Below are 5,019 nucleotides of genomic sequence, written 5' to 3'. Positions count from 1 at the left end.
TTTGATACTGTGCGAACCGATATCCAGCCCGAAACTTTCCTTAAATTGTTTTGTTTTCTTCTTTTTTGCCATATTAACTCACTTCTTCATTTATTTGTAATTTGGAGTAAAATATCCGTGATATTTTAATTGTAAAAAATCTTAACATTTTTTATTGCGGTGGGACTATAAATGCCCAAACCTTTGAATCGAATGCCGTGATCGTATCCTCACCCCAACCATGATAAATCTGGGGATAATCCGGAGGTTGAACAAACATAAATCTATCATCATAATGATAATCTTTTCCGTATCCGGTGGGTGGATGATCTCCGTCATAGTGATATACTTCTAAATCCCACTCCCACGGGTCCGGGTGATTATAGGGATCTGATCCGGAACGATGGACAAAACCTCTCCTCCTTTGGGCAATAGCGCCCCACATATGAATATCTCCACGTTCTGTAACAATACTATTCTGAGATTCAGGCCAGATCGGGTTATACCAAGGATAATCGGTACCATAAGGAAAACTATAATCGGGACCATTATTAGGAGGAGAATAATTTTCATAAGGAAAACCGCACATGGGATACCCCGGGGGTGGATTCCCGTGCATGATAAATCCCTGTTTATTTGCCGGAACACCAAAACTTGATGGAAAAATGAATTTATGAAAATCAATATAAGTGTATGTTGTATCATCACCTGAGTAGGGACTTATGCTTTCAAAATGTGGGGTAGAGCCATGCGGATGCTGATATTCGAAAGTGAAAATACCGTCATGATGGCAATACATCACTCCCCAAATACTTTGATCACCTTCTCCGATGGCAGCATAAGCTCCATACATATAGATTCCATTGCAATTGGGGCTTTGTATTTCTCCTGTTTCCGGATCTCGGTGCTTATATTTAATAAAAATTCTTTCTTCTGAAACCAGACCAAAATAATCAGAATAATTGGGATTGTCAGGATCATCCGGCTCGTCTCCCGGAGTGGTGCCACTATAAGTAATATCACCCGTAAGGTAGGCATTGCCGGAAGAACCCCAGGTTTGCTTGCCGGAAATACTACCCTCTATCCAAAGTTCTGCATCCACCCAAACCGATTGGTTATTCACACCCATTGCTGGTCCTGGTGTCCAAACAGTATCATAGATTGATATGTGGTTTGTCCAAACTGTATCCTCTTCTTCAAACCAATTATAACCGGCATTGATTGCATTCATAACTTCACTATGTCTGTCAGGATACCAGCTTAAAACCGGTATTTCTTTCACTTCCGCAAGTTCAATATCACCCAACCATGATGTGAATGAAGCCCCTGTGATTTTTATAGCTATAATTTCAGCATCTGAACCTGCAAAAGGGTCCATTCCATTTTGACGAATAAGATCTGCATTAGGCTCAAATTGAATTTCCGTAACTCCATCATCTTTATCCTGAAGCCCACCCAAAAAAATCTGGTCTTCCAAGCCTTCATCCAATCTTGCATTCGTGCCATCGTCCATAATATAACCGGCAGTTGTAACGAGTGCATGAAATGTGGGCCAACCACCTACATTTTGAACCCAAATATCATCGTTACTATGAACTTTACCAAAGAACTCGTCTTGACCCCAAAATTTAACTTTTCCGGCTTCAATACCTCCATCGGCATTCTCAGATGCTTCCCAATGAGAAAAATATTGGTATTGAGCTAAGCTTTCATTTCTAAGTAATCTCTCCGTATATCTTTTTACTGGGGAATAAGCTGCGGAACCACTTGATTCCGAGCCGGTTTTTGCGGTGATCAACGAGCGTATCGCCAAAGCTTGAGCAGTAGGAAATCCCATAAAATTATTTATTGATTCAAGATGTTTTGTGCTTGAAATATTATAGGTTCGGGTTCGGAACGGAAATGAGGTCTGAACAGTTCGAGATGGAATCGCTCGATTTTGATTATATTCAACCGAGAGATGAGTTCGTCTAGCTTCAGATCGAAGCAATATCTCTTCCTGAATTTGATCCTGTTCATACTGAAACTGCACATTGTCTGTTCTGGCGGATTGTAGCATTGTAGCAGAATAAACCAAAGAGGTTACAACAACAGCGATTGCAACAAGGATAAGTAAAACTCCACCTTTTTCATCTTTTAATATTTTCATAATTTTTCCTCGCTACTTTTATTCATTTCGATTAACTTTCCGTGTTTTGGATTTGCGCATTACCAATAAAAATAGATGTTTTGTAATGAATGGTTTTAGTATTTTCTCGCAAATCTTCTTCCAAACTTTGTTCATCCTTCTTCATGCGAAATCTAACACGTGCAGAAGCGATTACGCCTAACAGATAAATCTTTCCGTCAATGGTTTTTTCCGGAACGAATTGCAGGTTGAGTATTTCAAACATAGGTTCTGTGCCAAACATTCTATCACTCTCCGGAAATACCCTTATATTATTGAAAGATTTCACACCATATTGAGCGGAGGCTATTATTTTACCCTCGTTTTCGTAAAATCTGGCATAATAATCAATACCGGTGTGTAAAATTATAGGAATAATTTTTATAGAATTATCGGTTAATCCGATTTCAACTTTGTTTGCGGACGCCAACCCAATTATTTGTTCGCCGTCAGTAACATTCGCTTTAGTGTAACCATAGCGCATTGTTTCAATCGCACTGAACAGATCTTCTTGAAGCTGAATGTATAATTGAGTTTCTTGATAGGAAATTGTGAAATTAATAATCGCAAAAGTTAAAAGGGCAATCGCAAAAACAGCTAAAGGCAATGAGACAACCAGTTCTGCAAGAGAATATCCCTTTTCGTTTTTAATATTCATAACATCCTATTTAGAGTCTGTCCGTAAAGTATAGATTGGACGCAGATGAACGCTGAAAAAAAATGATTTACGCAGATAAAAAATTTAATTACAAAAAGAGTAGTATCAGCGTTTATCTGCCGAATCAGTGTTTTTCTGCGTCGAATCATTTTGTCAAAAGCCATTGATAAAATAGTAGTTTGCGGATGGACACTAATTAATAACATCTTGTCTGCGGAAATAATCTTCTCGCAAAGTTAACGATTTCGTGTAAAATAAACTCGAATTCAGCAATGAGCGGGAAGGTTCTTGCCAAGTAAGTTTTACTTCAACCTGATCAAAAATAACATAGGGAGCTACGATCATATCGGTGTGTGTTGATTTTGTAACATTAACTGTCGCTTCAATTACAGGAAGGGCTTGGGCGTCAATAACAACTCCATCATACAATGAAGGAATTCCATTTATCACAGTTTCACCATTAAGATTCTGGTAGTTATAAAACTTGATAAGATTAATTTTTCCGCTGGCAGCTAACAGTGCCACCCTGGAATGATAATGTTCCGTGGCTAATTTTCTGGCATAATATGAGCCAATAAAAAAAGATCCGAAAGATATAGTTATTACCAAAAGCACAAATATGACCTGCATCAGTCCAAAACCATTCTCAGAATGTAACAGCATAGGAAAACATTCTTTTTTTTTGAACATCAAAATCCCACTCCCGTAGCAAATGTTTTGGGATTATCGGCAACTTGTTTAGCAACTGATCTTTCAATAAGATTGTTCATCACATGATTATATAGCGATTGGTCCAGAGTCTGCATACCTTCTTTTGTTCCCGATTGAATCAGAGATGAAATTTGATAGGTCTTTTCTTCTCTAATAAGATTTCGAACAGCTGCATTGGCTACCATAATTTCCATAGCGGGAACTCTGCCACCGCCACCTTTTAGGGGTAATAATTTTTGGGCAATAACCGCTTCGAGGGATTCTGAAAGCATAGATCGAATCTGCGCTTGCTGTTCTTTAGGAAACATATCAATAATACGGTCAATAGATTTTGTTGCACTGCTCGTATGAAGTGTGGCAAGAACGAGATGACCGGTTTCAGCAGCCGTAAGAGCCAATGAAACTGTCTCCAAATCACGCATTTCTCCAACCAGAATCACATCGGGATCTTCACGGAGTGCCGATCGCAAGGCATTAGTAAATGACCAGGTGTCATGACCCAACTCACGCTGATTAATTAGTGAATTCTTACTTCTATGCACGAATTCTATCGGGTCTTCGATTGTAATGATATGGCAATGCTTTGTATCGTTGATGTGATCTACCATTGTTGCCAGAGTTGTTGATTTTCCGCTTCCGGTAGGACCAGTTAAAAGAACCAGCCCTTTATTTTTCATTGAAAGTGATCTGAGTATCTCGGGAAGATGGAGCTCTTCGAATCCTTTAATTTCATTTGGAATTACTCGAAATGCAACTGCCAATCCATTAATCTGATGAAAGGCATTCACCCGAAATCTTGTTTCATCTGATAGTTTGGATGAAAAGTCAATTTCAAGATTTTTCTTAAATAATTCCCGTTGAGAATCATTCATTACACTATAGATTATGCTTTCTGCTTCTATTTCAGAATATTTATCCAGATTGAGCTTTTTCATCATCCCATGAACTCTAATCATTGGAGGTGATCCGGCACTAATATGTAAATCAGAAGCATTGGATTTAACAGTAAATTCTAATAATTCTTGCAATTTCAATTTATCCGCCTTATAAAATTTCTATCCGCAAACCTTTAATGGGGCTCTCCCGAAAGTCTTCGGGATGATAACCGCTCTAAGCAACGATTGTTGCTGATTCGTTGTTCCTTATCCCGACAAATCGGGAAAAAGACACTTTGCAGACAAAATTTCTATTTAGAGTCTGTCCGTAAAGTATAGATTGGACGCAGATGAGCGCTGAAAAAAAATGATTTACGCAGATAAAAAATTTAATTACAAAAAGAGTAGTATCAGCGTTTATCTGCCGAATCAGTGTTTTTCTGCGTCGAATCATCCACCAGCTGGTGGAGCCATTGATAAAATAGTAGTTTACGGATGGACACTATTTAGTCAACTATATCTTGTTCCTCATCATCCTGATCAATTCCATAACCATGATACTTAGCTTCGTCAACATCATACCAGACTTGTTTTCCTTCGCCTTCAGGGAAATCTGCAGTAGAAGTTGC

The 5,019-nt window shown here is 38.5% G+C and carries 4 protein-coding genes; all 4 read right to left on the bottom strand.

Going from position 1 to position 5,019, the window contains the following annotated elements:
* Positions 1–151: 151 nt before the first annotated feature.
* Positions 152–2,128: a hypothetical protein gene (locus U9P79_09190; protein MEA2104795.1), complete on the bottom strand. Its 1,977-nt coding sequence runs from the start codon at positions 2,126–2,128 to the stop codon at positions 152–154.
* Between the two features lie 31 nt (positions 2,129–2,159).
* A complete protein-coding gene (locus U9P79_09185; protein ID MEA2104794.1) occupies positions 2,160–2,804 on the bottom strand; it encodes a hypothetical protein in 645 nt (214 codons plus the stop codon).
* Positions 2,805–2,996: 192 nt separating this feature from the next.
* Entirely contained in the window at positions 2,997–3,494 is a 498-nt protein-coding gene (locus U9P79_09180; GenBank protein ID MEA2104793.1) for a hypothetical protein, read from the bottom strand.
* Positions 3,494–4,549 (bottom strand): type IV pilus twitching motility protein PilT, encoded by a 1,056-nt coding sequence (locus U9P79_09175; protein MEA2104792.1) that lies wholly within the window; start codon positions 4,547–4,549, stop codon positions 3,494–3,496. Before U9P79_09175 ends, U9P79_09180 begins: the two co-directional genes overlap by 1 nt.
* Positions 4,550–5,019: the final 470 nt, after the last annotated feature.

The organism is Candidatus Cloacimonadota bacterium, assembly GCA_034661015.1.
Classification (GTDB): Bacteria; Cloacimonadota; Cloacimonadia; order JGIOTU-2; family JGIOTU-2; genus JAYEKN01.
Note: the sequence above shows the minus strand (reverse complement) of the source record. Positions and strands in the feature narration are given on the sequence as shown.

What these genes read in the sequence shown, in the direction of transcription:
- U9P79_09190 (MEA2104795.1), bottom strand. Translation starts at nt 2,128, where the DNA reads ATGAAAATATTAAAAGATGAAAAAGGTGGAGTTTTACTTATCCTTGTT.
- U9P79_09185 (MEA2104794.1), bottom strand. Translation starts at nt 2,804, where the DNA reads ATGAATATTAAAAACGAAAAGGGATATTCTCTTGCAGAACTGGTTGTC.
- U9P79_09180 (MEA2104793.1), bottom strand. Translation starts at nt 3,494, where the DNA reads ATGTTCAAAAAAAAAGAATGTTTTCCTATGCTGTTACATTCTGAGAAT.